The sequence below is a fragment of the Streptomyces sp. CB01580 genome (assembly GCF_001905795.1).
Classification (GTDB): Bacteria; Actinomycetota; Actinomycetes; order Streptomycetales; family Streptomycetaceae; genus Streptomyces.
Map to the genome: position 1 here is coordinate 163,502 of NZ_LIXJ01000009.1, position 26,499 is coordinate 190,000.

The 26,499-nt window shown below is 72.3% G+C and carries 20 protein-coding genes and 2 pseudogenes; 11 read left to right on the forward strand and 11 right to left on the reverse strand.

Annotated elements, in window-relative coordinates; genetic code table 11:
* Window position 1: 1 nt before the first annotated feature.
* The 3 genes and pseudogenes from AMK22_RS16025 to AMK22_RS16035 all read left to right on the forward strand — a co-directional run bounded on the left by AMK22_RS16025 (window position 2) and on the right by AMK22_RS16035 (window position 1,200).
* Window positions 2-490 carry a CYTH domain-containing protein gene (locus AMK22_RS16025; protein WP_073785583.1) on the forward strand — a complete coding sequence of 163 codons (489 nt, stop codon included), beginning with the start codon at window positions 2-4 and terminating at the stop codon, window positions 488-490.
* A 58-nt stretch (window positions 491-548) separates the two neighbouring features.
* Window positions 549-740 (forward strand): annotated as a pseudogene (locus AMK22_RS16030) (radical SAM protein); the annotation flags it as partial.
* A gap of 82 nt (window positions 741-822) precedes the next feature.
* Window positions 823-1,200 (forward strand): nuclear transport factor 2 family protein, encoded by a 378-nt coding sequence (locus AMK22_RS16035; RefSeq protein ID WP_073785585.1) that lies wholly within the window; start codon window positions 823-825, stop codon window positions 1,198-1,200.
* Window positions 1,201-1,275: 75 nt separating this feature from the next.
* On the opposite strand, the pseudogene AMK22_RS40855 reads toward AMK22_RS16035, so the two are convergent.
* From AMK22_RS40855 to AMK22_RS16085, 9 genes and pseudogenes are all read right to left on the reverse strand, one after another.
* Window positions 1,276-2,020 (reverse strand): annotated as a pseudogene (locus AMK22_RS40855) (IS630 family transposase); the annotation flags it as partial.
* 12 nt (window positions 2,021-2,032) lie between these two features.
* Complete coding sequence (locus AMK22_RS16045; protein WP_073785587.1) at window positions 2,033-3,646, reverse strand: 4-coumarate--CoA ligase family protein; 1,614 nt, start codon at window positions 3,644-3,646, stop codon at window positions 2,033-2,035.
* A 124-nt stretch (window positions 3,647-3,770) separates the two neighbouring features.
* Window positions 3,771-4,979: an acyl-CoA dehydrogenase family protein gene (locus AMK22_RS16050; RefSeq protein WP_073785589.1), complete on the reverse strand. Its 1,209-nt coding sequence runs from the start codon at window positions 4,977-4,979 to the stop codon at window positions 3,771-3,773.
* Window positions 4,976-7,234: an ATP-binding protein gene (locus tag AMK22_RS16055; RefSeq protein ID WP_079186176.1), complete on the reverse strand. Its 2,259-nt coding sequence runs from the start codon at window positions 7,232-7,234 to the stop codon at window positions 4,976-4,978. Before AMK22_RS16055 ends, AMK22_RS16050 begins: the two co-directional genes overlap by 4 nt.
* Window positions 7,235-7,242: 8 nt before the next feature.
* Window positions 7,243-8,841 carry an acyl-CoA carboxylase subunit beta gene (locus tag AMK22_RS16060; RefSeq protein WP_073785591.1) on the reverse strand — a complete coding sequence of 533 codons (1,599 nt, stop codon included), beginning with the start codon at window positions 8,839-8,841 and terminating at the stop codon, window positions 7,243-7,245.
* The gene (locus tag AMK22_RS40860) at window positions 8,838-10,688 is read right to left on the reverse strand and encodes an acyclic terpene utilization AtuA family protein (RefSeq protein ID WP_242433994.1); all 1,851 of its coding nucleotides are present in this window, start codon (window positions 10,686-10,688) and stop codon (window positions 8,838-8,840) included. The genes AMK22_RS16060 and AMK22_RS40860 overlap by 4 nt, the downstream gene beginning before the upstream one ends.
* Window positions 10,685-11,479 carry a TIGR03084 family metal-binding protein gene (locus tag AMK22_RS16075; protein ID WP_073785593.1) on the reverse strand — a complete coding sequence of 265 codons (795 nt, stop codon included), beginning with the start codon at window positions 11,477-11,479 and terminating at the stop codon, window positions 10,685-10,687. The genes AMK22_RS40860 and AMK22_RS16075 overlap by 4 nt, the downstream gene beginning before the upstream one ends.
* 224 nt (window positions 11,480-11,703) lie before the next feature.
* Window positions 11,704-12,420 (reverse strand): class I SAM-dependent methyltransferase, encoded by a 717-nt coding sequence (locus AMK22_RS16080; protein ID WP_073785699.1) that lies wholly within the window; start codon window positions 12,418-12,420, stop codon window positions 11,704-11,706.
* Window positions 12,421-12,446: 26 nt separating this feature from the next.
* Complete coding sequence (locus AMK22_RS16085; RefSeq protein WP_242433995.1) at window positions 12,447-13,592, reverse strand: asparagine synthase-related protein; 1,146 nt, start codon at window positions 13,590-13,592, stop codon at window positions 12,447-12,449.
* A gap of 173 nt (window positions 13,593-13,765) precedes the next feature.
* Between AMK22_RS16085 and AMK22_RS16090 the strand changes: the two genes are divergently transcribed.
* Window positions 13,766-14,821, forward strand: coding sequence for a transcriptional regulator (locus AMK22_RS16090; RefSeq protein ID WP_073785595.1), 1,056 nt, complete (start codon window positions 13,766-13,768; stop codon window positions 14,819-14,821).
* Here the strand turns inward: AMK22_RS16090 and AMK22_RS16095 are convergent.
* Window positions 14,776-15,897, reverse strand: coding sequence for an EamA family transporter (locus AMK22_RS16095; protein WP_443333296.1), 1,122 nt, complete (start codon window positions 15,895-15,897; stop codon window positions 14,776-14,778). The two genes, AMK22_RS16090 and AMK22_RS16095, sit on opposite strands and share 46 nt — an antisense overlap.
* Before the next feature lie 311 nt (window positions 15,898-16,208).
* Here AMK22_RS16095 and AMK22_RS16100 point away from each other — a divergent pair, with 311 nt between their 5' ends.
* Window positions 16,209-17,138 carry a LysR family transcriptional regulator gene (locus AMK22_RS16100; RefSeq protein ID WP_073785597.1) on the forward strand — a complete coding sequence of 310 codons (930 nt, stop codon included), beginning with the start codon at window positions 16,209-16,211 and terminating at the stop codon, window positions 17,136-17,138.
* A gap of 135 nt (window positions 17,139-17,273) precedes the next feature.
* Here the strand turns inward: AMK22_RS16100 and AMK22_RS16105 are convergent, their stop codons facing one another.
* Window positions 17,274-20,054, reverse strand: coding sequence for an FAD-binding and (Fe-S)-binding domain-containing protein (locus AMK22_RS16105; protein ID WP_242434000.1), 2,781 nt, complete (start codon window positions 20,052-20,054; stop codon window positions 17,274-17,276).
* Between the two features lie 700 nt (window positions 20,055-20,754).
* On the opposite strand from AMK22_RS16105, the gene AMK22_RS16110 reads away from it, so the two are divergent.
* The 6 genes from AMK22_RS16110 to AMK22_RS16135 are packed head-to-tail and all read left to right on the forward strand — an operon-like array spanning window position 20,755 to window position 26,367.
* A complete protein-coding gene (locus tag AMK22_RS16110; RefSeq protein WP_073785599.1) occupies window positions 20,755-22,335 on the forward strand; it encodes a sensor histidine kinase in 1,581 nt (526 codons plus the stop codon).
* Window positions 22,332-22,808: a roadblock/LC7 domain-containing protein gene (locus AMK22_RS16115; protein ID WP_073785601.1), complete on the forward strand. Its 477-nt coding sequence runs from the start codon at window positions 22,332-22,334 to the stop codon at window positions 22,806-22,808. Before AMK22_RS16110 ends, AMK22_RS16115 begins: the two co-directional genes overlap by 4 nt.
* Window positions 22,805-23,167, forward strand: coding sequence for a DUF742 domain-containing protein (locus tag AMK22_RS16120; RefSeq protein ID WP_073785603.1), 363 nt, complete (start codon window positions 22,805-22,807; stop codon window positions 23,165-23,167). Before AMK22_RS16115 ends, AMK22_RS16120 begins: the two co-directional genes overlap by 4 nt.
* On the forward strand, window positions 23,148-23,813 hold the full coding sequence (locus AMK22_RS16125) for a GTP-binding protein (protein ID WP_073785605.1): 666 nt from the start codon (window positions 23,148-23,150) through the stop codon (window positions 23,811-23,813). The genes AMK22_RS16120 and AMK22_RS16125 overlap by 20 nt, the downstream gene beginning before the upstream one ends.
* Window positions 23,810-25,162 carry a cytochrome P450 gene (locus tag AMK22_RS16130; RefSeq protein ID WP_079186180.1) on the forward strand — a complete coding sequence of 451 codons (1,353 nt, stop codon included), beginning with the start codon at window positions 23,810-23,812 and terminating at the stop codon, window positions 25,160-25,162. Before AMK22_RS16125 ends, AMK22_RS16130 begins: the two co-directional genes overlap by 4 nt.
* Entirely contained in the window at window positions 25,159-26,367 is a 1,209-nt protein-coding gene (locus tag AMK22_RS16135) for a cytochrome P450 family protein (protein WP_073785607.1), read from the forward strand. The genes AMK22_RS16130 and AMK22_RS16135 overlap by 4 nt, the downstream gene beginning before the upstream one ends.
* Window positions 26,368-26,499 lie beyond the last annotated feature (132 nt).

Genomic DNA, 26,499 nt, shown 5'->3' on the forward strand with positions numbered 1-26,499 from the left:
CATCGCCCGGCGGATCTCCGCCGCCGGCGGAGTCGAGGTGGCCCCACCACGCGCCATGCGGCGGTACGTCTACGACACGGTCCCTTCCGTTCCCGGTCGATGGGTGCGCCTGCGCGACACGGGCGACGCGGTCACCTTGTGCGTCAAGGAGATCACCACTGACGCCGTCGACGGCACCCGCGAGACCGAGGTGAAGGTCGATGACTTCGCCGAGGCCGCCGCCCTGCTCCGCCTCGCCGGACTGACTCCGCGCAGCTACCAGGAGAACCGCCGCACTTCCTACAAGCTCGGTGCGGTCCGCCTGGAGGTGGACGAGTGGCCGCGCATCCCGCCCTATCTGGAGATCGAGGCCGACGACGAAGCGCAGGTGTGGGAAGCGGCCGCCGGCCTCGGGCTCGCCCTCGACCGCCTCACGTCGATCAACACCACAAAGGTCTACAGCTTGTACGGCATCGACCTCGAAAGCATCGTCGACCTGCGGTTCGAGTAGGTCGACGCCCGCACCCTCCGGCCGGGGCGCCCGGCCCGGCCGGACCGAGAGGGGCCCCATGCTCAGCCTGTCCGACCTCCCCGTCGAAGTACGGCCGGACCGAACCTTACGCGTGAAGATCATCGATGCGTGCGGCCTCGCCTGTTCCTTCTGCCACAACGAAGGAACGCCCGTGGTGATCGACAACGCGCACCGTCCCGCCGATCGGTTCACCGGCGCCCCAGGCCGCTCTGGACGCGTCTCCATCTACTGCTGTGACCGGGATGGTTCACCGTGATCGGAAGGCGGCTCGCGGGACGAGTGCACGCGAAACGGTCTGGTATTACTGGGGCATGCAGGAAGAGATTGCACGCTCCGCGATCGACACGTTCATCTCCGCGTTCAACGCCTCGGACGACAGGTATGTGACTTCCCTGCTCTCCCAGGCTCTGACCTCGGACGTGGTCTTCTGGGGGCCGTTGGGTCGCAGCGAAGGAATCGCGGCGGTCGAGCGGTTCGTGCTGGACATCCGGCGCCACCCGGCGGGGACCGGCACGATGGTGCGCTGCTCGGCGGTGGACATGCCTGGCGAGTGGGCCCGGTACCAGTGGGTCTTTACCACGCCGGATGGAGGTCCCCGCCTGGCGGGAACGGACGTCGTCCATCTGCGGCGGAGCCTCATCGACCAGGTCATCGTCTTTGCGGGGGAGATCGAACCGTCCGCCTCCTGAATCATCCTTCTGTCGCTGTCCTTCTCCTGAACTTGCCTCCTTCGGCGCTCGGGGGCTGCGGTTCGCGGTTGGCCAGGCTGCGGTGTTGAGGGGGCGTCCGCCCCAGCGGATGCCCTCCTCGCGCCGGACGCGGGCGCGTTCCTTGCGTTGGGCGGTGAGTACGTCGGGGTGGCGGGCGTTGGTATTGCGCCAACGCAGGTAGCGGTGCAGTGCCTGGGTTTGCGCGGGGTGGCTGCGGTGGTGGGAGTTGGCCAGGGTGAACTGCCGCAGCGGGCCGAAGTGGGCCTCGATCAAATTGGCCCAGGAAGCGTAGGTCGGCGTCGAGTCGGGCGGCGCGGATCGACTTGAGCGCGGCCAGGGTGTTGGCGGTGCCCTTGCGACGTCGGTTGACGCCCCACAGGCGGTCGTCGCCCACGGAGTAGCAGCCGTGGAAGTAGGTGACGCCGTGGGTGCGGCGGTAGGTCGCCGGCAGCCGGTTTGGCTTGCCCTGTTTCGCCCAGCAGGAGCCTGCGGTGGGCCGGATCCCCAGGGGCCCGAACTCGTCGAAGGCTAAGACCCGGTCCGGGAAGCGGTCCAGCACCTGCTCAATCCGGTCGAGCTTGGCGTCGCGATCAGGGTCGGGCGACTCCTTCCAGGTCTTGGTGCGCTGGAAGGTGATGCCGCGGCGCCGGAGCAGGCACCGTAAGGCTTCACGGCCGATGCGGATGACGCGGCCGTGCACTTTCCGCAGGTGGGCGGCGAGTTTGCGGATCGACCAGCGGGTGAAGGGTTGGCCGAGCCTGGTGGGGCGAGTGATGGCCGTCCGGATGGCGAAGTCCTCGCAGCTGGCATGTCACCGCCGTTCGCGCAGCTCGCGGCGCAGGACCTTGCCCGAGGTCGCGCGCGGGACCGCGGCGACGAACTCGACCTGCCGGACCTTCTTGTACGGGGCGACGCGCTCGGCGACGTACGCCATGACGTCGTCCGACGTCAGCCGCTCCCCCGCCTCGCCGGGGCGGCGGACCAGGTACGCCCTGGGGACCTCGTTGCCGTCGGGGTCGGGTATGCCGATCACGGCGGCGTCCGCGATCGCTTCGTGGCCGAGCAGCAGTGCTTCGAGCTCGGCGGGGGCGACCTGGTAGCCCTTGTACTTGATCAGTTCCTTCACCCGGTCGACGACGAACAACCAGCCGTCGGCGTCGACCCGCCCGATGTCGCCGGTGTGCACCCATCCCTCCGCGTCGATCATCTCGGCGGTGGCGTCGGGGCGTCCCAGGTAGCCCTTCATCACCTGCGGTCCTCGGATCAGGATCTCGCCGACGGTGCCGGGCGTGGCGTCCTCACCATCCTCACCGTTCTCGCCGCTCTCGCTGTCCTCGTAGTCGAGCGGGACGATCCGCATCTCCGTACCGGGGATCAGCCTGCCCACTGTGCCGGGCGGCGGGTTCTCGGCGGCGAGCGGGACGACATGGGTGGCGGGCGACAGTTCCGTCATGCCATACGCCTGGCGGACCGGCGGCAGGCCCAGCCGCCGCGAGCAGGCGGCGGCGAGTTCGGCGTCGAGCGGGGCGGCGGCGCTGACGACGTACTCCAGCGAGGACAGGTCGTACCGGTCGACCGCGGGGTGTTTCGCCAGGGCGAGGACGATCGGCGGGGCCACGTACAGGCCGGTGATCCGGTGCTTCTCGATCGCGGCGAGGAACTGTTCGAGGTCGAAGCGCGGCAGCACGACCACGGTGGCCCCGAGGCGCAGTGGGCCGTTCATCAGGGCGGTCAGCCCGTAGATGTGGAAGAACGGCAGGACCGCCAGGATGCGGTCGCCGGGGCCCATGGGGGCGAAGGGGCGCAGCTGCTCCAGGTTGGTGGCCATGGAGCGGTGGGTGAGCATCACCCCCTTGGGGGTGCCGGTGGTGCCGGAGGAGTACGGGAGGGCGGCGATGTCCTCGGCCGGGTCGATGGTGACACGGGGTTCGGGCTCGGTGGTGGCGAGCATGTCGAGGACGGAGGTGTGCCCGTCCGCCCGGTCGCAGACGAAGATCTCCTCGATACCGCCCGCGAGTTCGGCCGCGCGGCGGGCGGTATCGAGCAGCGGGGAGACGGTGACGATCCAGCGGGCGGAGGAGTCGCGCAGCTGCTTCGCGAGCTCCTCCGCCGTGGCCAGCGGGTGGACCGTGGTGACGGTGGCGCCCGCACGTGTGGCGCCGTGGAAGACCACGGGGTAGGCGATGGTGTTGGGGCTGTGCAGGGCCAGCACGTCCCCCTTGCGCAGCCCGGCCCCGGCGAGCGCGGCGGCGACCTTGCGGTGGAAGTCGTCGAGCTGCCGGTAGCCGAGGGCGGAGCCGTCGTCCGTACCGTCGATCAGGGCGGGTGTGTCGCCGTACGCGGCGGCCCGCCCGAGGACCGCGTCGTGCACGGGTACGTCGAGTGCCCGGACGGGCGGGAGATCGCTGTGGAACACGTGCGCCATGACGGTGGGTCCCCTTCGGAGCGGCGAAGGACGGCTGCCGGTGCGGTGCGTCCGCGCATCGGCAGCCGCGCTGACGGGTCGCGGCGCGTGGCCGCGGCACGGTGGAGGGACAGGATGGCCCGGGTCAGTACGACTTGGGGAGACCCAGGGACTGGTGGGACACGTAGTTCAGGATCATCTCCCGGCTGACGGGGGCGATCCGGGCGACGCGGGACGCCGTGACCAGGGACGCCAGGCCGTATTCACGGGCGAGTCCGTTGCCGCCGAGGGTGTGCACGGCCTGATCCACGGCCTTCACGCAGGCCTCGCCCGCCGCGTACTTGGCCATGTTGGCGGCCTCCCCGGCGCCGATGTCGTCACCGTCGTCGTACAGCCGGGCCGCCTTCTGCATCATCAGCCGGGCCAGTTCGAGTTCGATGTGGGCCTGGGCGAGGGGGTGGGCGATGGCCTGGTGGGCGCCGATGGGTTCCTTCCACACCTGCCGGGTCCTCGCGTAGTCGACGGCGCGGGCGAGCGCGTAGCGGCCCATCCCGATGCCGAACGCGGCGGTCATGATGCGTTCGGGGTTGAGGCCGGCGAACAACTGGAGCAGTCCGGCGTCCCCTCCCCCGTTCTCGGCTTCGCCCGAGTGGGAGGCACCCCCTCCCACCAGCGCGTCGGCGGGCAGCCGTACGTCGTCAAGGACGAGTTCGAACTGCTTCTCCGCAGCCTGGAGTTCCATGTCGATGGGCGAGCGGCCGAAGCCGGGGGTGTCGCGCGGGACGATGAACAGGCAGGGCTTGAGGCGCCCGGTCCTGGCGTCCTCGGTGCGGCCGACGATCAGTGTGGCGTCGGCGATGTCCACGCCCGAGACGAAGACCTTGCGTCCGGTGAGCAGCCAGTCGGCGTCCGCTCCGGAGCCGTCCCTGCGGGCGGTGGTGGTGATGCGGTGGGAGTTGGAACCGGCGTCGGGTTCGGTGATGCCGAAGGCCATGATGAGGCTGCCGTCGGCGAGGCCGGGGAGCCACTGCCGCTTCTGCTCGTCGGTGCCGAAGCGGGCGATCACCGTGCCGCAGATCGCCGGGGAGACGACCATCATCAGCAGTGGGCTGCCGGCTGTCCCCAACTCCTCCAGGACGATGGAGAGTTCGGCCATGCCACCGCCCCCGCCGCCGTACTCCTCGGGGAGGTTCACGCCGAGGTAGCCCGCCTTGGCGGCCTCGGCCCACAGTTCGCGGGGATGGGAGCCGTCGCTCACGACGGACATCATGTAGTCGCGCCCGTACCGCTTTCCGAGGGCGGCGACGGCGGCGCGCAGGTCCCGGTGTTCGTCGGTTTCGAGAACGGTGCTCATCGCTTCGGTGCCTCCTGTGTGTCGGTGCCCGGTACGTGGGTGCTCGGCGCGTGCGTGCTCGGTGCGTGCGTGCTCGGTGCGTGCGTGCTCGGTGCGTGGGTGCTCGGTGCGTGCGTGCTCGGTGCCTGGGTGCTCGGGCTCGTATCGGTGTCCGGCGTCCGGCTGCCCGGGGTGACGTCCGTGTCCCGTACGACGGCGAGCAGGGTGCCGACCTCGACCTGGAGGCCGGGGGCGGCATGGAACGCGGTGAGGATGCCGGAGGTGGGGGCGAGGATGCGGTGTTCCATCTTCATCGCCTCCAGCCAGATCAGCGGCTGCCCGGCCTCGACCGCCGCCCCGGCGGCCAGTCCCTCCGCGACGCGGACGACGGTGCCGGGCATGGGGGCGAGCAGGGAGCCGGGTTCGGTGCGGTCGGCGGGGTCGGTGAAGCGGGGCAGGGCGGTGAGGGTGTACGAGCCGCCGGTGGTGTCGACGTGCACCTTGCCGCGGTGGACGGCCCCGCCGTAGGGGCTCTCCCCGTACGCGCTGATGGTGAAGTGGCGTGCGACGCCCCCGACTTCGAGGGTGACGCGGTCCGGGCGGGCGGCGATCACGCGCTCCCCGGTCGCGGGGACCGGGCCCGTGCGGCCGGTGCGGTAGACGGCCTCGTGCTCGGAGCCGTCGGGTTCGGCGCGGTAGCGCTTGACCTGGGGCCCGGAGGGGTTGTTGCGCCAGGCTCCGAAGCGGACCGGTCCCGGTCCGGGGCCCTCCCGGCGGGCGGCCTCGTCGGCGAGGGCGGCGGCCAGGGCGGCGAGGCGGAGTTCCGCCGGGTCGGGCGGCGCGGTGAGGGTCGTGAGGTTGCGGTCGTAGAAGCCGGTGTCGAGGCGGGCCGCGCGGAAGTCGGGGTGACGCAGGGACCGTACGAGCAGGTCGCGGTTGGTGACCGGCCCGTGCACACGGGCGCGTTCCAGGGCGCGGGCGAGAAGGCGTACGGCCTGGTCGCGGGTGGGGGCGTGGGCGATGACCTTGGCGAGCATCGCGTCGTAGTGCACGCCGATCGTGTCGCCCCCGGTGTACCCGGCGTCCAGGCGGAGTCCGGGCTCGTCGGGTATCTCCAGCGCGAGCAGTGCGCCGGTCTGCGGCTGCCAGTCGCGGGCGGGGTCCTCGGCGTAGAGCCGGGCCTCGACGGCGTGCCCGTGCGGCTCGGGGGGTGCGGCGTCGGGCAGGGGCCCGCCTTCCGCGACGCGCAGTTGCAGGGCGACGAGGTCGACGCCGAACACGGCTTCCGTCACGGGGTGTTCGACCTGGAGGCGGGTGTTCATCTCCAGGAAGTACGGTCTGCCGTCGGGGGCGAGGAGGAACTCGACGGTGCCCGCACCCCGGTAGCCCACCGCCCGCGCGGCGGCCGTGGCGGCCTCGTGCAGCCGGGCCCGCAGCGCGTCGTCGAGACCGGGCGCGGGAGCCTCCTCGACGACCTTCTGGTGGCGTCGCTGGAGCGAGCAGTCCCGGGTGCCGAGCGCCCAGACCCCGTCGTGCCCGTCGGCCATGATCTGTACCTCGACGTGCCGGCCGCGCTCCACGTACGGCTCCGCGAAGACCTCCCCGTCCCCGAACGCCGCCTCGGCCTCGGCCGCCGCCGCCTTCAACTCACCCGGCAGCTCACCGAGTTCGCGGACGATCCGCATTCCACGACCGCCGCCGCCCGCCGCCGCCTTCAGCAGCAGCGGCAGATCGGCCCCGGTGGCGCGTTCCGGGTCGACGGGGGCGAGCAGCGGCACTCCCGCCCCGGCCATCAGCTCCTTGGCCCGGGTCTTGGAGGCCATCAGCTCGATGGCCTCGGGCGGCGGCCCCACCCATACGAGTCCGGCGTCCCGCACGGACCGCGCGAAACCGGCGTTCTCGGAGAGGAAGCCGTAGCCGGGGTGGACGGCGTCGGCGCCCGCCGCGAGGGCGGCGCGTACGACCAGGTCACCGCGCAGATAGGTGTCGGCCGGGACCGCGCCCGGCAGCCGTACGGCGGTGTCCGCCTCCCGTACGTGCAGCGCGTCGACGTCCGCGTCGGAATACACGGCGACGGTGGCGATGCCGAGCGCCCGGCAGGTGCGGAAGATCCGGCAGGCGATCTCGCCCCGGTTGGCGACGAGCAGCGTCGAGATCGGCGCGGAAATCGGCACGGGGACCGGCTCGGAGATCGGCACGGGGACCGGCCCGGCGGAGGTCGACGTGGAGGTCGTCGGGGACGTCGCGGACGTCGACGTGGACTTCTTCGTGGTCATCCCTGGCCTCACATCCGGAAGACGCCGAAGCCGCCGCGGGCGCCTTCGACCGGGGCGGTGTGGATCGCGGACAGGCACATCCCGAGGACGGTCCTGGTGTCGCGTGGGTCGATGACCCCGTCGTCGTACAGCCGCCCGGACAGGAACAGGGGCAGCGACTCCGACTCGATCTGCTGCTCCACCATGGCCCGCAGCCCGGCGTCGGCCTCCTCGTCGTACGGCCGCCCCTTCGCGGCGGCGGAGGCGCGGGCGACGATCGAGAGCACCCCGGCGAGCTGCTGCGGCCCCATGACGGCGGACTTGCTGCTGGGCCAGGAGAACAGGAAGCGCGGGTCGTAGGCGCGCCCGCACATGCCGTAGTGCCCGGCCCCGTACGAGGCGCCCATCAGCACGGACAGGTGCGGCACCTTCGAGTTCGACACCGCGTTGATCATCATGGCGCCGTGCTTGATGATGCCGCCCTGTTCGTACTCCTTGCCGACCATGTAGCCGGTGGTGTTGTGCAGGAACAGCAGGGGGATGTCGCGCTGGTTGGCCAACTGGATGAACTGGGCCGCCTTCTGGGACTCCTCGCTGAACAGCACGCCCCGCGCGTTGGCGAGGATGCCGACCGGGTAGCCGTGGAGCGCGGCCCATCCGGTCACCAGGCTGGTCCCGTACAGCGGTTTGAACGCGTCGAAGTCGGAGCCGTCGACGATCCGGGCGATGACCTCGTGCGGGTCGAAGGGCACCTTCAGGTCGCCGGGCACGATGCCGATCAGCTCGTCCTCGTCGTACTTCGGCGGCTCGACCGGTCCCGGATCGGCGTGCGCCTTGCGCCAGTTGAGACGGGCGACGACGCGACGGGCCAGGCGCAGCGCGTCCGGCTCGTCGACGGCGAAGTGATCGGCGAGCCCCGAGACACGGGCGTGCATCTCGGCGCCGCCGAGCGATTCGTCGTCGCTCTCCTCGCCGGTCGCCATCTTCACCAGGGGCGGACCGCCGAGGAACACCTTGGAACGGTCCTTGATCATGACGGTGTGGTCGGACATGCCGGGGACATACGCACCGCCCGCCGTCGAGTTGCCGAAGACCACGGCCACGGTGGGGATGCCGGCCGCCGACAGCCGGGTGAGGTCCCGGAACAGCGCGCCGCCCGGGATGAAGATCTCCTTCTGCGAGGGCAGATCGGCCCCGCCCGACTCGACGAGACTGACGCAGGGCAGCCGGTTGGCGAAGGCGATCTCGTTGGCCCGCAGTGCCTTCTTCAGCGTCCACGGGTTGGAGGCGCCGCCGCGCACGGTCGGGTCGTTGGCGGTGATCAGGCACTCGACGCCCTCCACCACACCGATGCCGGTGATGAGCGAGGCACCCACCGTGTAGTCGCTCCCCCAGGCGGCGAGCGGCGACAGCTCCAGGAACGGGGTGTCCGGGTCGATCAGCAGCTCGATCCGCTCGCGTGCGGTCGACTTGCCGCGTTTCCTGTGCCGTTCGACGTACTTCTCACCGCCTCCCGCCCGCGCCTTGGCGTGCTCGGCGGCCAGTTCGTCGAGTTTGGCGAGCATGGCCGCGCGGTTCGCGGCGTATTCGGGGCTCGCGGTGTCGAGCCCGGTGGGCAGGACGGTCATACGGTCACCTCCGGAGCGTGGGCGGCCTCCAACAGCGCCACGGGCACAGGGAGATGCCTGGACCGCAGCCACTCCCCCACCGCCTTGGCCTGTGGATCGAACCGGTGCTGCGCGGCAACGCCCTCGCCGAGCAGTCCGCGCACGACGAAGTTCAGCGCGCGGAGGTTGGGCAGGACATGCCGTGCGACATCCAACTCGGCGCATTCCGGCAGCAGTTCCTTGAACCGTTCGACGGTCAGTTCGTGCGCCAGCCACCGCCAGGCGTCGTCACCGCGCACCCAGACCCCGACGTTGGCGTCGCCGCCCTTGTCCCCGCTGCGGGCGCCCGCGATCCGGCCGAGGGGGGCGTCACGGGTGGGGCCGGGAGGCAACGGCGCGGGCAGCGGGGGCGGTTCGGCGTCCCGGAGGGGCCGGGTGCGCACGGGCGGTTCCTGGTGCTCGCGGCGCCCGTCGGGGAGGACGGCGATGTGCGGGACCTCGTCGGCCGGTACATGGCGCGCCTCGAAGACACCGTACGGGCTGCCCTTCCCGGGAGGTGCGGTGACGTGGAAGCCGGGATAGCCGGCAAGGGCGAGTTCGACCGCGGCCCCGGAGACCGCGCGCCCGACGGCCTCCGGGTCCTGGTCGCGGACGACGAGCCGGAGCAGGGCGCTCGCGGTCTCCTCGGTGGCGGCGTCGGCCCGGTCGGTGCGCGCCAACTCCCAGCGCACGTCCTTCGGTTCGGTACGGGAGCGGGCCAGCGCGTCCGCGAACTGGTCCCGCACGAGCTGCGCCTTGGCCTCGATGTCGAGTCCGGTGAGCACGAAGACCACCTCGTTGCGCCAGCCTCCGAGCCGGTTGAGCCCGACCTTGAGGGTGGGCGGCGGCACCTCGCCCCGCACCCCGGACAGCCGCACCCGGTCGGGCCCGTCCTGCGCGAGCCGTACGGTGTCGAGCCGGGCGGTGACGTCCGGCCCGGCATAGCGGGCGCCACCGGTCTCGTACAGGAGTTGCGCGGTGACGGTGCCGATGTCGACGACGCCTCCCGTGCCGTCGTGCTTGGTGATGACGCAGGTGCCGTCGGCGTGGATCTCGGCGACGGGGAAGCCGGGGCGGAGGAGGGGGTGTGCCCGGCCGCGCCCTCGTCCGCGATCGCGGCCTTGTTCGTGGCCGCGCTCGCGGTCGCGGCGCGGCTCGTCGTCGCGGCCCGGCTCGCAGCCGGGGCGTGACCCGTCGTCGCGGGTCGGCTCGCGGTCGCGGAGGAAGTCGCGGAAGAAGGCGTAGTTCCCGCCGGTGGCCTGGGTGCCGCACTCCAGTACGTGCCCGGCGACGACGGCCCCGGCGAGTGCGTCGAGGTCGTCCGGTCCCCAGCCGAAGTGGGCGGCGGCGGGACCGGTGACGAGTGCGGCGTCGGTGACCCGCCCGGTGACGACGACATCGGCCCCGGCTCGCAGGCAGGCGGCGATCCCGGCACCGCCGAGGTACGCGTTGGCCGTGAGGTACCCGTCGGGGACGGGCAGGCTGTCCCCCTCCACATGGGCGACCCGCACCGGAACCCCGATCTTCTCCGCCAACACCCTTATTTCGTGGGCAAGTCCGGCCGGGTTGAGCCCTCCGGCGTTGGTGACGATCTTCACCCCGCGTTCGTGGGCGAGCCCGAGTCCTTCTTCGAGCTGGCGCAGAAAGGTGGTGGCGTATCCGCGCGCGGGGTCCTTGAGACGGCCGCGGCCGAGGATGAGCATGGTCAGCTCGGCGAGGTAGTCGCCGGTGAGGACGTCGAGGGGCCCGCCGGTGAGCATCTCGCGCAGGGCGTCGAACCGGTCGCCGTAGAACCCGGAGGCGTTGCCGATCCGGAGGGGCGCGGTCACTTGCCACCTCCCTGGGGTGCGCGGCCCGCTCCGGCAGGCCCGGCGAACGCCTGGGCGATGTCGAGCCACCGGTCGGCATCGGGTCCGTAGGCCCGGACGGCGAGGTCGTCGCGGTGGGCGCGCTGGGTGACGAGGAGGCAGAAGTCGAGCAGCGGCCCGGTGACGCGTTGCGCGACACCCTCGGGTCCGTGCGCGATCACCTCCCCGTCAGGTGCGGTGAGTTCGACCCGGAACTCCTCCTCGGGCGCCTCGATCCCGCGCACCTCATGGGCGTAGTCCCTGGCCCGCACCCCGATCCGGGCGACGTGTCGCAGCCGGGCGGTGGGGGTTCGGGTGACCCCGAGCGCGTCGGCGATGTCCTGGCCGTGCGCCCAGGTCTCCATGATCCGGGCGGTCGCCATGGAGGCGACGCTCATCGGCGGTCCGTACCAGGGGATACGAGTTCCGGCGGGTACGTTCCGCAACGCCGCGTCGAGCCGCGTGCGCCCGTCCCGCCACCGCGCGAGCAGCGCGTCCGGGGCGAGCACGGCCAGTTCCCCGGCGCCCTGGTCGACAAAGGACTCGGGCTGCCGCTCCGCCTTGGCCACCTCCCCGGCGAAGGCGTCGGCGTCGGTCGCGGCCAGCAGCGCGACCCCGTCGGTCCAGGTGAGATGGGCGATCTGGTGCGCGATGCTCCAGCCGGGGGCGGGTGTCGGGGCGGCCCATTGCCCGGCGCTCAACTCCCGTACGAGTGCGTCGAGTTCCTGGCTCTCATCACGCAGATCGTCGATCACGACTGCGACATCGGGCACGGTGCGCTCCCCTCGGGGCAAGGCGGTGTGCCCAGGATCATGGCAGCGGCCCCATAAACAAGCAAGCATGCTTGCATGATTTCTTCGCCCCGGCACCGGACGAGGCGGACATCGCTGAGGACGATGAACTACCGCCGACCATGGCCCCCGTCCGCTGAAGTTGCCGTCACTACTGCCGTCAGGGGCCCGGCGGAGGGCACTGGCGCCGTTTTCCGTTCCGCCGGTCAGCGCCGGGTATATCGGGCCACCGTGTACGCGGTTGGGCCGATAAGCCCCCTCCCTGAGCCGTCGAGCATGTCCAGGATCTCGAAGCCGGCACCCTCCGCGTAGCGCTCCAGCTCGCGGGGGAACAGGACGCGTCTGCGGATCTCGTCTCGGGCCTCGTCGCCAGAGGGGAGCACCCAGTGCCGGTGCATGGTGTTGATCTGGGTTCGCAGGTGCCACTCATGTCGGATGGTGACCGTCGCGGGTCCCCTCGGGGTGTCCACCGTGGCGACGGTCGGTTCGGTCCGGGTGATCGGGGCGACAGGGGAGCACAGCACGAGCAGCGCGCTCGGCCCGGCGTGGGCCGCGAAGGTGGCGAAGACCTGGCTGATCTCCTCGTTGTCGTGTACGTAGGCGAGGCTGTTGCCCATGCAGGTCACCACGTCCATGCGCTTGCCGAGTCGCATGGTGCGCATGTCGTCGGCACGGATGTCGAGCCCTGGCCGGGCCAGGTGGGCGTAGTCGACCATGCCGGGCTGGAGGTCCACACCAATGCACTCGAAGCGCTTGGACAGGTTCTCCAGGTCCCGGCCGGTACCGCATCCGAAGTCGATCAGGGTCCGGGCGTTCGGCCTGTGCAATTCGATCAGGGTCTGGCACATTCCGGCGCTCGTACTGTCGGACTGGACCACGTCGTACAGGGCCGGGTCGCGGTACAGGAGGTTTGTGGCTTCCACGTGCTCGGCTTCCGTGCGGGGGCTGGTCACATGAGGCTTCGCAGTCCGACCTCCAGGGCGAGTGCATCGCAGAGCAGATCGGGAACGACCGGGGCGGCGTCGGCGTCCCTCCGCGCCTGGGCGAGAGCCTTGCCGTCAACGTAGCTGAGGTCCACCAGGACTGATTCCCTCAGCATGTCGTCCAGGACGGGCAAGCCGTAGGAGCGCAGGCCCTTTTCCAGGACGGCGAGGAAGTTCTCCGGCTCGGTCGGCGCGGCCACGCATTCCGGTAGCCCGGTCCGCCTGATCCGTTCGCGGAACAGCGCCTTGCCGCGCTTGTGCTCGTGCGGTAGCTGCTCCATGAACCGCACGATCCGCGGGTGTACCAGCGGGCTCACCGGCCAGACTCCGGCCCGGAGGAATCCGGGGCTGTGCATCCCGAACGCCATCAGGGTCGGTACGGGCAGCACCGGGATGGGCGCAAGGTGCTCGTTCACCTCGGCAAGCGCTCGGACCGCCTTGCTGCCGAGCCACGGCACAGGTTTCTGCGTCGGTAGTTCGGCCTGCGTCCTGGAGTGGTGGGCGTTGATCTCGTCCCCGCCGCTGCCAGTGAACATGATCTCGCACCGCCGAGCAGCCGCCTCCTCGCGGACGACGTCGAACGCCTCCTGGTAGAAGGCTCCCGCCGGATCGTGGGGCTTGCACAGAGCACGCACGCCTCCGGGGCAGAAGGGCGTGTGCTGCATGGCGGGGAATGCCATGTCTCGGAAGCCGCAGTACTCCACAAAGGCCCGGCGCCGCTCTCGCTGCTGCCTGCCGGTGCTTCCTCCCACCAGCAAGCCGAAGCTGTGCACCTCGGGGAAACGGGCGGCTTTCACGGCCAGGGCGACGTTCCCGGAGTCCGCGCCGCCGGACAGCTCGACGCCCACGCATCCGGTTGCTGACGGCGCCTGGCGGATCACGTCGGTCAGCAACTCGTCCAGCGCGGCAAGTGGATCAACGCCGGGCCGGAGCGTACGCGGCTCAAGCACGTGTTCGGCAGGCTCCGGATAGAGGATGCTGAGCCCCGAGGGGGTGAACGTGGCCGATGCCCGCTCGGTGAGGCGGTAAACGCCTTCGAACAGCGTTTCGGACGTGTAGCGGTGCTGCCTCGTCAGCGTTCGGGCGACGACACGCGGCACCGAGACAGGCACGCCCCTGCGCTACGACGAGTCAGCGGTGAGCCACTGGCTCAGCGGCACGGTCCCCCGCAGCGCCGTGCGCGTGTGCATCCTCGAAGCTCTCTCACGGTGCCTCGGCCGCCCTGTCACCCACTGAGGCCGGCTTACCCGTGCCCCGCGATCGCTCCCCCACGGCCGCGGATACTGTGGAAGGACTGATCGACCTGGGGAGGCACGACATGGACCCGTCCCGCCGCAGCGTCCTGGGAGCCAGTCTGTTCTCCGTGGCCTTCGCCATCCCCGGATGGCCCGACGTGATCGAGCGGGCCGAAGCCGTCCAGTCCGGCCGCGCAACCCGCATCGGCATGAACGAAGTGTACATGGTCATCGCCATGACCGAGCGCGTCTCGGAACTGGACGACCAGTTCGGCGGTCGCCACACACGCCCCATGGCAGCCTCGTTCGTGGTCAACACCGTGACCTCCTACCTGCGCGCCGACGCCCCCGAGGGCGTGCGAAAAGCGATGCTGTCCGCGGCCTCGGACCTGCTGTACCTGACCGGCTACATGGCCGTGGACGAAGGACTGCACGGCTTGGCACAGCGCTACTACGTCAAGGCGCTGGAGCTGGCGGGCGCGGCCGAGGACCACCTGACCTATTGCACCACCCTGCGCGGCATGAGCGTCCAGGCAGTCGACCTCCGCCATGGGGCGAAAGCCATGGAGCTGGCCGACCTCGCTGCCGCCGCCTCCCCGAAAGCCGGGCCCCGCATGCGGGCCTTCCTCGCGGGTCAGCAGGCACATGCCGCCGCGCAAACGGGGGATCGGACGGGCGCACTGCGATACATCCGCGAGGCTGAGGGAGCCATGGACCGCGCCGAGTCACGCGGCAAGGCGTTCGGCTCGTACGACCCTGCGGCACTGAACTACCACATCAGCCAAGTGCGTTACGAACTCGGCGACGTTTCCGGCGCCGTCGAAGCCATGCAGGAGTCGGACAAGGTGCGCTACAGCGTCTACCGCCGCGCCCGCGTACGGCACCGCGCCACCCTGGCTGAGCGCCAACTGGAGATCGGCCACCTGGAAGCGGCCTGCGCCACCTGGCACCAGGCGCTCGACGACTACCCCATGGTGCAGTCCGGCCGCGCCGACGACCGGATCAGAACCATGTTCGGCCTCCTGCGACCCCACTTGAAGAACGCCACCGCACGGGACCTTTACGACCGAGCGCGGGCGGTCGCGCCCCCGTCCTTGGCCGGCTGACCGTCCCGGCGCGGGCCTCGGCCCGGGAAGTCAGGGCCTTCGACTGGGTCGTCACCGCCGCCCGGCCCGAACGCCCCGGCTGCGGTCGACGGCGCCCACCGCCGTCGACCCCGGCGCTTCTTCGGCCGCCCCCCGCTCACCTGGCCGCGCACCGCGCCCATGCTCGCGCCGATGACGAGGGCGATGGCCAGGGCGTCCGTCGGGGCCAGCGCCTGGCCGAGGACGAGGAAGCCCGCCGTGGCCGCTATGGCCGGTTCCAGGCTCATCAGGATCGCGAAGGTGGGGGCGGGCAGGCGGCGCAGCGCCATGAGTTCGAGGGTGTACGGCAGCACGGAGCTCAGCAGGGCGACCACCACGCCCAGTCCCAGCGTGGACGGGACCAGCAGTTTCGAGCCGGACTCCAGGACGCCGAGGGGCAGGGTGAGGAGGGCGGCGACCACCATGGACAGGGCCAGACCGTCCGCCTGCGGGAAGCGGCGGCCGGTGCGGGCGCTGAAGACGATGTACGTGGCCCACATGACACCGGCGCCCAGCGCGTACGCGGCGCCCACGGGGTCGAGACGGTCGAAGCCCCCGCCGCTCAGCAGCACGACACCGCCCAGCGCGAGCCCCGCCCACACCACGTTGACCAGGCGGCGCGACGCGATCACCGAGAGGGCGAGCGGGCCCAGCACCTCCAGGGTCACGGCCGCGCCCAGCGGGATGCGGTCGGCCGCCTGGTAGAAGAGCGTGTTCATGCCGGCCATGGCCACGCCGAAGGCCAGGACGGTGCCCCAGTCGCCGCGGGAGTATCCGCGCAGCCTCGGGCGGCAGACGATCAGCATCGCGAGCGCGGCGACGCCCAGTCGCAGGGTGACCACCCCGAGCGCCCCGGCCCGGGGCATCAGCAGGACCGCCACCGAGGCACCGAACTGGACGGAGAGGCCGCCCGCGACGACCAGGGCGATCGGGGCGAGCGCCGCCGCGCGGCCCGGGGCTCGGAGGGAACCCGGCGCGCCGACGGAATCGCGTGCGCGGACGGAGCCCGGTGCCGTGTCGGCCATGGCCACCGCCTCCGGTACGGCGACGGCCGCCACCCGTTCCGTCGCCGCCGCCTCTGCCGCCGCGCTCCGGTCGTTCACGTCCACCTGCGCTGTTCCTCCCGCGTCCGAGTCCGATGTCCGGACGCCCGATGTCCGGATGCTGGACGTCCGGACGCTCGGCGTTCCGAATGCCGATGCCCGGATGCTCAGCCTCCGGATGCCCTTGAGCCCGTCGCCATCAGTGCATTCTGCTGAACCGCCCGATCGAAAATACTGCACCGGACCGAGTGGTTCCTCCCTCTTACGGTAAGTACCTCCGCGTGCCGTGTGAAATGCCGGTTGGGCTCCGGTTATGCTCCGCGCGCATGAGCCTTGGATCCAGCGACGACCCCCGTGCCGGGGCCCCTCCGGACCGCGGGCGGGACCGCGGCATCGAGATCCGTCATCTGCGCGCCTTCCTCGCCGTCGCCGACGAGGGCAACGTCACGCGCGCCGCCGCCCGGCTGCGCCTCACCCAGCCCGCGGTCTCACGGACGCTCGCCGCCCTGGAACGGCGCCTCGGCGTCCGGCTCGTCGACCGGTCCACCCACCATCTGGTCCTCACCCCCGAGGGCGTCGCCTTCCGGGACCGGGCCGTCGCCGCGGTCGCCGCGTTCGACGAGGCGCTCGGCCCCGGCGGGCCGCGCCTGAGGCCGCTGCGGGTCGGGCACGCCTGGTCCGCGTTCGGTCCGTACACCACACCGTTGCTCCGGCGCTGGCAGGAGCGGTATCCGTCGACCCCGCTCGAACTGCTGCGGATCGACGACCGCACCGCCGGGCTCACCCGGGGCGAGGTCGACGCCGCGCTGCTGCGCGGACCGGTGGCGGCGCCCGGGCTCGTCACCGAGGTGCTGTTCGAGGAGCGCCGGGTGGCCGCCGTGGCGGCGGACGGCCCGCTCGCCGCCCGCGCCGTACTCCGCCTCGCCGATCTCACGGACGGCACCGTCGTCCTCAACCCCGTCTCCGGCACCACCGGTCTCGACCTGTGGCCGCCGGACGCCCGCCCCGCCTCGACCCTCACCGTCGCCAACACCGACGACTGGCTGACCGCCATCGCGGCGGGGCGGGGCGCCGGGGTCTCCGCCGCCTCCACCGCCGAGATGCACCCGCACCCCGGCGTCGCCTACCGTCCGCTCGTCGACGCCCCGGCCCTCCCCGTCCTCCTCGCCCGGCGCGACGCCCCCGGCCACCCCGCACTGGACGACCTCGTCGCGCTCGCCCGCGAGATCGTGCGCCACCGGGGCGCCGGGGGGTGAGGTGCGGGGGTCGAGGCCGGGGCCCGGTCGGGACCCAGCCGTACGTCAGGGCCCGCGCCCGGGGCCGAGGCCGACGCCGAGGCTCAGGGACGGCGTCGAGGTCCGGCCCGGCGCCGGGCCCTGGACCCCAGCCCCTCACCCCTCCGGCGGGCTCTCCGACAGCCCGTCCGGCGGGTCCTCCGCCGGACCCTCCGGTCCTTCCCCCCGCGGCCCGTCCCGTAGGCCCTCCGCCAGCACCTCCGCCATGTGGCGTGCCCGTACCCCGCCGCCCAGTTGCGCCAGTTGCGTGCGGCAGGAGAAGCCGTCGGCCAGGATCACCGTGCCGGGCCCGGCCTCCCGCACCGAGGGGAGCAGTTGCTCCTCCGCGCACGCCACCGACACCTCCCAGTGGCCGCGCTCGAAGCCGAAGTTCCCCGCGAGACCGCAGCAGCCGCCGCTCAACTCGCCGCTCAGTCCGGCTCGTTCGCGCAGGCGGCGGTCCGCCTCGTCGCCCAGGACCGCGTGCTGGTGACAGTGGGTCTGACCGGCGACCGGACGGTCCAGGCGGGGCGGCCGCCAGTGCGGGGCGCACTCCTCCAGATACTGGGCCAACGTCCTTACGGACGACGCCAGTTCGGCCGCCCGTGGGTCGTCGGGGAGGAGTTCGGGCAGGTCGGTGCGGAGGGTGGCGGCGCAGCTCGGTTCGAGGACCACGATCGGGTCGCCCAGGACCGGGGCGATCCGGTCCAGCGTCCGGCGCATCACCGCACGCGCCCGGTCGAGCTGGCCGGTGGAGACATAGGTGAGGCCGCAGCACAGCCCGCGACCGGGCGTCAGCGCGGTGCGGCCCGCCGACTCCAGGACGCGGACGGCCGCCCGGCCCACCTCGGGCGCGAAGTGTTCGGTGAACGTGTCCGGCCACAGGAGGGCCACCCGGTCGTTGGAGAGGATCACCGCCCCCTTGCCCAGGCGTCGCCCCAGCCACTGGCTGAACGTCTCGCGTGCCAGCACCGGGATGTCACGCTCCGGAGCGATCCCGGCGAGCCGCTTGGCCGGGGCGGCCAGGGGGCGCACCCGGGCCAGGGCGTTCAGCGCGCCCGCGAACGGGGCCGCCAGGCGCAGCCACCGCGGCAGCCGGCCCATCGCGTAGTGGGCGGCCGGGCGCGGGCGACCCCGGTAGTGGTGGTGCAGGAACTCCGCCTTGTACGTGGCCATGTCGACGCCCACCGGGCAGTCGGTGCGGCAGCCCTTGCAGGCGAGGCAGAGATCGAGCGCGTCGCGCACTTCCGTCGACCGCCAGCCGTCCGTGATCACCTCGCCCGCGAGCATCTCGTGCAGCAGCCGGGCCCGGCCCCGGGTGGAATGGGCCTCCTCGCCGGTCACCCGGAACGACGGGCACATCACGCCCGTGCCCACGGGCACGGCCGTACGGCACTTGGCGACGCCCACGCACCGGCGTACCGCCGCCGTGAAGTCGCCGCCGTCGTGCGGATAGCCGAACGCGACGTCCACCGGGCGTCGCGGCAGCACGTCGAAGCGGAGGTTCTCGTCGAGCCGGGCGGGGCGGGCGAGAATTCCGGGGTTCATGCCGCCGTCCGGGTCCCAGATGTCCTTGAACCGGGCGAAGAGGTCAACCAGTTCGTCCCCGTACATGCGCGGGAGCAGTTCGGCGCGGGCCATGCCGTCGCCGTGTTCGCCGCTCAGTGAACCGCCGTGCGCGACGACCAGGTCGGCGAGGTCGGTGGAGAAGCGGCGGTAGCGGGCCACGCCCTCGGGGGTCAGCAGGTCGAAGTCGATCCGGACGTGGACGCAGCCCTCGCCGAAGTGGCCGTACGGGGTGCCGCGCAGCCCGTGCTCGGCTAGCAGGGCGCGGAACGCGCGCAGGTACGAACCGAGCCGTGCGGGCGGTACGGCGCAGTCCTCCCAGCCGGGCCATGCCTCGGTGCCGTCGGGCATGCGGGTGGCGGTGCCGGCGGCGTCCTCGCGGACGCGCCACAGGGCCCGTTGCCCGGCCGGGTCGGTGACCACCATGCCGTCCAGCGGGCCGGCGGACCGCAGGATCCGTTCGGCGTGGGCGCGGGCCTCGGCCGAAGTGGCGCCGCCGGTCTCGACGAACAGCCAGGCGCCGCCGCGCGGGAGCCCGGCCGGCGTCCGTACGAGGTCGGCGGCCATGCCCTCCACGGTCAGCGGCCCGTACGGGAGGAGGCCGGGGGCGGCCTCGGCGGCCGCGGACTCGTCGGCGTGGCCGAGGACGGCGAGCGCGCGGGCCGCCGGTGCCTCGACGAGTCGTACGGTCGCCTCCGTCACCACGCCGAGCGTGCCCTCGCTGCCGCAGAACGCGCGGGCGAGGTCGGTGCCGCGTTCGGGCAGCAGGGCATCCAGGGCGTAGCCGGAGATCCGGCGCGGGAGTCGGGGGAAACCGGTGCGCAGGAGCGCCAGGTTGGCATCGATGAACGCACGGAGTCCGTCGGGGAGTTCGGCGTCCCGACCGCGGCCCGCCTGAAGGGTGGAGCCGCCGTAGCGGGCCACGACCAGGGTGTCCACGTTGTCGGCGGTGGTGCCCCAGGCGACCGAGTGCGGCCCGCAGGCGTTGTTGCCGATCATGCCGCCGAGCGTGCAGCGACCGTGCGTGGACGGGTCGGGGCCGAAGGTCAGGCCGTACGGGGCGGCCGCCGCGCGCAGCTCGTCCAGGACCACGCCCGGCTGGACGACCGCCGTACGGGAACCGGGGTCCAGCTCGGTGATCCGCCGCATGTGACGGGTGAGGTCGAGCACGACCCCGGTGCCGGTGGCCTGTCCGGCGATGGACGTCCCGCCGCCGCGCGGCACCACGGGCACCCGGTGCTCGCGGCAGACGGCCAGCGCGGCGGCCACGTCGTCGGCGTCGCGCGGGGTGACGACACCGAGCGGTACGCGGCGGTGGTTGGAGGCGTCCATCGTCGTCAGCGCCCGCGCGGTGGGGGTGAAGTCGACCTCTCCGCGGACCGCGGCGCGCAGGGCCCGGGCGAGCGCGTCGTGCCCCACCCGCTTCGCGTCGCGTCCCGTCGGTCGTGCGTCGTGATCCGTCCGCTTCGTTTCGCGATCCGCCGGGTCGGCGTCGTTCCCTGTCGGTCGTGCGTCGCGTCCCGTCGGTTCCTGGTGTGCGGCCATCGGCCCAGGATGCCGTCGGCGGGGCGCCCGCGTGCCCCGACCGCGCACGTTTCCCGCGAATGCCTCAACGCGAGAGAGCAAGCCGAAACGAGCTGGAGCAAGCCAAAACAAGCCAGAACGAGCAGGAACAGGCTGGAACGAGACGAAATATGCCTGAAATGCTCCTGAACGCGCCGGAAACACGCCCGAACGTACCCGAACACAGCGGATTCACGGCCTGTCACGCCTCCGACGCGCAGTCGGACACGTCGCCCCATACATAAACAGAGAAGGCCACATGGCCTTCCCAAAGAGAGCGTCAATTCTCATATAGTGACCACGACTTACCTGGGAATAATCAACTCCAGTTGTCGCATGCTCTGAAGCCGTACCGAACCGTCCCGATAAGCCCTGTTCACCCCAAACACTCCGCCCGCCCGGTCCGCCCGGCCCGATCGTTCCGTCAAACCGCCCGGCCCGCCCGCCCCGTCCGCCCCAAGGACTCCACTTGAGCGCCTCATCCCGGCCGACCGCACTGGCCCTGCTGATATCACTGGCCGTCACCGGTTCCCTGTGCCTGTGGGCGGTCGTCGCCGCCCCCGACTCGGTGCGGGCTCCCCTGGCCTGGGGCACGGGCGCCGCCGCCGTACTGCTGTCCACCGCCGTGGCCGCCACGGTCCACACCCGTGCCACCGCGAACCGGCTGCGGGCGCGTCTCGCGTCGGAGACCCAGCGGTTCACCGGCGAGATCAGCAGACTGGTGTCCGCCTCCGCCGCCGAGGGCCAGCGGTTCACGGCGGAGACCGCCCGGCTCAGGGCCGCCGCCGACGCCGAGACCGCACGGATCGCCGCGCAGGCCGCCGCCGAGGTCGGACGGCTGGCTGCCGAGGTGGAACGGCTCGCCGCCCGCGCGACCCGCAGCGAGAGCGAGCGTTCCGCCGCGATCGCCGCCTGCGCCAACGCCGCGGGCCGGATGCAGGCCCTGGCCACCAGCATGCTGGCCGACCTGCGCGAGATGGAGCACCGGCACTCCGCCGAGGACGTGCTCGGCGACCTGCTCCACCTGGACCACCGCACCGCCCAGGCGGGCCGCCTCGCCGACTCCATCGCCGTGCTGACCGGCGCCCGTTCCGGACGGCGCTGGGCCAAGCCCATCGTGATGGAGTCCATCCTGCGCGGGGCCATGGGCCGGATCAGCGGCTACCAGCGGGTACGTCTCCACTCGACGAGCGATGTCGCGGTCGCCGGTCACGCCGCCGAGGGCGTCATGCACGCGCTCGCCGAACTCATCGACAACGCCGCCAACTTCTCGCCGCCCACGGCCGAGGTCCATGTGTACGTCGAGGAGGTGCCGGCCGGCATCGTCGTGACCGTCGAGGACAGCGGCCTGGTCATGAGCGATGTGCATCTGCGCCGCGCCGAGCGCGCGGTGTCCGCCACCGACCAGGACCTGACGGGGCTCTCCGGCACCCGGCTCGGCCTCGCCGTCGTGGGCCGGCTGGCCCGCAAGCACGGTCTGACCGTGTCGTTCCGGCCGTCCGCGCGCGGCGGCACCGGCGCGCTGGTGATGCTCCCGCAGGAGATCCTCACCCGGATCGCTGCCCCGGCCGCCACCCCCGCCGCGTCCCAGTCCCCCGTCCAGGCCCCGGCCCGGACCGTCTCCCCCGCACCGGCTCCGGCCCCGGCCGCCGAACCGGAGCCCACGCACGGCACGGCCGCCCCGACCGGCCCCGACGACTTCCCCCGCCCGCGGAACGCGGCGGCCCCCGCGCCCACGGCCCCCGCCGTCGCCCCGGGTCCGGCCGCCGCCCCGGCGCCCGCCACGCGCCCGGCCTCCGCCGCGTCCGAGACCACCGGCGGCCTCCCCCGGTTCGGCGAGAGCGGGCTCCCCCGGCGCCCCCGCGGCCGTACCCTCGCCGCTGCCGAGGCCCGCATCGCCGAGGCCCGCAGCCGCGCCGACGACGCCGCAGACACCGACCCCACCCGGCCCCGTGCCGCCGACCCCAAGGAACAGGCAGCCCGCTTCAGCAGCTTCCGCCAGGCTGTCCGGCCCAACACCCCGCACCCGGAAGAAGGCAACACCCGATGACCGCGACCACCGACGAGAAGCTCAACTGGCTGCTGGAGGGGCTCCTGGAGCGCACCCCCGGCGCCCGCCACGCCCTCGTCCTGTCCAGGGACGGCCTCAAACTGTGCCGTACCCCCGAGCTGACCGTCGACCAGGCCGACCAGCTGGCCGCGATCTCGGCCGGCATCCAGAGCCTCTCGCAGGGCGCGTCCGTCGAATTCGGCGACGGCACCGGCGGTGTACGGTCCGCGATGACCGAGTTCTACGGCGGTGTGCTGTTCATCGTCGAGGCCGGGGCGGGCGCCCACCTCGCGGTCGTCGCCTCCGACCAGGCGGACGTCGGCCTCGTCGGGCACAACATGAGCGAACTCGTCGAGCAGCTCGGCGAACACCTCAGCGCCCCGCCGCGCTCCTCCGTCGCGAACACGGGCTCCGCCACCGGGACTCCCGGAGCGACGGGGTCCACCTCCGTCGACGCGACCGCGACCGTATGAGCCGCCCCCGCCCCGGCAGGGACGACGCACCCGACCGGCTGTACACCCTCACCGGGGGCCGCAGCCGGTCCGACTCGGACGTGTTCGACCTGGTGACCCTGGTGGTCTCCGAGTGCGAACCGACCCCCGGCATGCAGTCGGAACACGCCACGATCCTGCGGATGTGCGCCCTGCCCACCGCCGTCGTCGAGATCGCGGCGGTCCTCGGACTGCCCGTCAGCATCGTCCGCATCCTGCTGTCCGATCTGCTGGCCACCGGCCGGATCAGCGCCCGCCACCCACGTACCGCCCGGGTCGCGGACCGGCTCCCCGACCCCGACATCCTGGAACAGGTGCTCGTTGGACTCCGCAACCTCTGACCGTGCCGCCCTGCGGGCGACCGCCGACAACGGACTGAAGATCGCCATCGTCGGCGGCTTCGGGGTGGGCAAGACCACCATGGTTCGCTCCGTCAGCGAGATCCGTCCGCTGAACACGGAAGAGACCATGACCAGCGCGGGCGAGGCCGTCGACCACCTCGACGGCGTCCACTCGAAGACGGCCACCACCGTGGCCTTCGACTTCGGCCGGATCACCCTGGACGAACGCTCCGTGCTGTACCTCTTCGGCGCCCCCGGTCAGGAACGCTTCTGGTTCCTGTGGGACCGGCTGTTCTCGGGCACGCTCGGCGCCGTCGTCCTCGTCGACACCCGCCGGCTCGCCGACTCCTGGTACGCGATCGACCGCCTGGAGCACCACGGCGCGCCGTTCATCGTCGCCTGCAACGACTTCGGCGGACCGCTCCACACCGAACAGCAGATACGGGAGGCGCTCGCCCTCTCCGACGACGTGCCCCTGGTGGAGTGCGACGCCCGCGACCGTTCGTCCAGCAAGTACGTACTGATCACGCTGGTCGAACACCTGCACGCGCTGTCGCGGCGCCGCCTCGCCGCCGAGTCCTCCGCCGACCCGTCCGCCATCCCTCCGGCGACCGCACCGGAGATGACCCCGGAGCCCACGTCGTGACCCAGCCCCCGGCGCCGTCCTCCGGCTGCCCCTTCTCCCAGGGCCGCGTACCGCTGTCCGGCCCCCGGTTCCAGACCGAACCGACTCGGCTGTACCGGGAGATGCGCCGCGACCACGGGTCGGTGGCGCCCGTCGTCCTCGACGGGGACGTCCCCGCCTGGCTGGTGCTCGGCTACCGCGAACTGCACCAGGTCACCGGCGACCCGGTGCTGTTCAGCCGCGACTCCGACCTGTGGAACCAGTGGGACCGCATCCCCGACGACTGGCCGCTGCTGCCGATGATCGGCCGCAAGCAGCCGTCGATCCTCTACACCGTCGGCCCCCGCCACACCCAGCGCGCCGCGATGATCAGCGACGCGCTGGAGGGGGTCGACCCGTTCTCGCTGAAGCGGTACGCGGAGGAGTTCGCCGACGGCCTCGTCGACCGGTTCTGCTCCACCGGCGGCACCGACATCATCGCCGACTACGCGATGCTGCTCCCGGCACTCGTCCTGGCGAAGATCTACGGCTTCGCCGACACCATCGGCGCCGCGCTCGTCGGCTCGCTCAACGACATGATCGACGGCCGGGAGCGGGCCCTGGCCGGGCAGCAGCACCTCGCCACGTCCATGTTCCAGCTGCTGGCGGACAAGCACGCCGCGCCCGGCGACGACGTCGCGACCCGGATGCTGGCCGACCCCGGTGGCTTCACCGACGAGGAGGTCGCCCAGGACCTCATGGTGATGATGGCCGCGGGACACCAGCCGACCGCCGACTGGATCGGCAACTCGCTGCGGCTGATGCTCACCGACGACCGCTTCGCCGCCTCCCTCTCGGGCGGCCGGCACAGCGTCGCCGAGGCCATGAACGAGGTGCTCTGGGAGGACACCCCGACCCAGAACGTCGCGGGCCGCTGGGCCTCGCGCGACACCCGCCTCGGCGGACGCCACATCCAGGCCGGCGACATGCTGCTGCTGGGCATCGCCGCCGCCAACTACGACCCGCAGGTACGCACCGACGGCTCCGCGCTGACCGGCGGCAACAACGCGTTCCTCTCCTTCGGCCACGGCGAGCACCGCTGCCCGTTCCCGGCCCAGGAGACCGCCGAGGTCGTCGCCCGCACCGGCATCGAGGTGCTGCTGGACCGGCTCCCCGACATCGACCTCGCCGTCCCGGCCGAACAGCTCACCCGCCGCCCGTCCCCCTGGCTGCGGGGCCTGACCACCCTGCCGGTGACGTTCACGCCCACGCCCGCCATCGGCTCCCCGACCGGCACCGCCCTGGCGGCCGCCATCGGCCCCGTCACCGCATCAGCCACCGGATCAGCCCCAGCATCAGCCACTGAAGCCGCCATCGGAGGCGCGAGATGACCCGGATCGTGCTCGACCCCTTCGTCACCGACCTCGACGGCGAGTCCGCCCGGCTGCGGGCCGCCGGTCCGCTCGCCGAGGTGGAACTGCCGGGCGAGGTGCCCTGCTTCGCCGTCACCCACCACGCCGAGGCCCGGGAACTGCTCACCGACGGCCGCCTCGTGAAGGACATCAATGTCTGGAACGCCTGGCAGCGCGGCGAGATACCCCTGGACTGGCCGCTGATCGGCCTCGCCAACCCGGGCCGCTCCATGCTCACCGTCGACGGCGCGGACCACCGCCGGCTGCGCACCCTGGTCGCCCAGGCCCTGACCGTCAAGCGGGTGGAACGGCTGCGCCCCGGCATCGAGGCACTGACCGCGGCGAGCCTGGACCGGCTGGCCGCCCTGGCCGAGGACGGGCCGGTCGACCTGAAGGCGGAGTTCGCCTACCCGCTGCCGATGAACGTGATCAGCGAACTCATGGGCGTCGACAGCGTCGACCACCCGCGGCTGAAGGGGCTGTTCGAGAAGTTCTTCTCGACGCAGACCCCGCCCGAGGAGGTCCCGCAGATGATGGCGGACCTCGGCGCGCTCTTCACGAAGATCGTCGACGGCAAGCGGGAGAACCCCGGCGACGACCTCACCAGCGCCCTGATCGCCGCGTCCGAGGACGGCGACCAGCTCACCGGCGAGGAGATCGTCAACACCCTCCAGCTGATCATCGCGGCCGGTCACGAGACCACGATCAGCCTGATCGTCAACGCCGTCGTCGCGCTCCAGACCCACCCCGAGCAGCGCGCACGGGTGCTGAAGGGCGAGGTGCCGTGGGAGAACGTGATCGAGGAGACGCTGCGCTGGTCCACGCCCACGTCCCACGTCCTGTTCCGGTTCGCCACCGAGGACGTCGAGGTGGGCGACCGGATCCTGCCGAAGGGCGAGGCGCTGATCGTCTCCTTCGGCGCGCTCGGCCGCGACGAGGGACAGCACGGGCCGACGGCCGCCGACTTCGACATCACCCGCTCCCCCAACCGCCACATCGCGTTCGGCCACGGCCCGCACGTCTGCCCGGGCGCGGCGCTCTCCCGGCTGGAGGCGGGGGTGGCGCTGCCCGCGCTGTACGAGAGGTTCCCGGACCTGGAGCTGGCCGTCCCCGCGTCCGAACTGCGCAACAAGCCGATCGTCACCCAGAACGACCTGTACGAACTGCCGGTGCGCCTGGCCTGACGCGCCCGGTGCGCGGACCCGTGCGCAGGGGTCCGCGCACCGCGGTCCACGCACCGGAAAGGAAGTCGTCCGCACGCCGGAACGGGCATCGTCCACGCGCCGGAGCGGGTGTCTCATCCGACGGACATGGTC